This window comes from Streptomyces sp. HD, from assembly GCF_028369295.1.
GTDB lineage: Bacteria > Actinomycetota > Actinomycetes > Streptomycetales > Streptomycetaceae > Streptomyces.
The window spans coordinates 1-823 of record NZ_JAQMYP010000159.1; the positions used below are offsets into that span (position 1 = coordinate 1).

1 protein-coding gene is annotated in these 823 nt (G+C 70.8%); it reads left to right on the forward strand.

The window, feature by feature from the left end; genetic code table 11:
- Positions 1-823, forward strand: an 823-nt coding sequence (locus POF73_RS45785; RefSeq protein WP_272125475.1) for an acyltransferase domain-containing protein, incomplete at both ends; no start/stop codon positions are given.

An 823-nucleotide genomic window follows, 5' to 3' on the forward strand; every position in this document is an offset into this window, starting at 1 on the left:
TCTGGAGGTGGCGCTGTTCCGGCTGCTGGAGTCGTGGGGGGTTCGGCCGGATGTGCTGGCCGGTCATTCGATCGGTGAGATGGCTGCCGCGCACCTGGCCGGGGTGTGGTCGCTGGCGGACGCGTGCCGTCTGGTGGTGGCGCGGGGTCGGCTGATGCAGGCGCTCCCGGCGGGCGGGGCGATGGTGGCGTTGCAGGCCGCCGAGGACGAGGTGCTGCCTCTGCTCGATGACCGGGTGGGCATCGCCGCCGTCAACGGGCCGCAGTCGGTGGTGATCTCGGGTGCGGCGGAGGCCGTTGAGGAGATCGCGGACCGCTTCCGCAGCCAGGACCGGAAGGTTACGGCGCTGCGGGTGAGCCACGCCTTCCATTCCCCGCTGATGGAGCCGATGCTCGACGACTTCCGCAAGGTGGCCGAGAGCCTGTCCTACGAACAGCCGGCGCTGCCGATCGTCTCCACCGTCACTGGTGAGGCGGTCACCGCGCAGGAGCTGACCTCGCCCGACCACTGGGTGGAGCATGTCCGCGCGACGGTGCGCTTCGCCGACGCCGTACGCACGCTGGACGGGCAGGAGGGCGTTCGCCGCTTCCTCGAACTCGGCCCGGACGGCACGCTCACCGCTCTCGCGCAGGCTGTCCTGGACGGTGAGAGCAGGGTCGACCGTGACCCGCCCGTTCTCGTCGCCGCTCTGCGCAAGGACCGGCCCGAGGCGAGGTCGGTTCTGTCCGCGTTGGCCGGTGTCTTCGTGTCGGGCGGTGCCGTCGACTGGGCGACGTTGTTCGGTGACGGCGTCGTCGGGATCACAGAACTGCCGACGTACGCG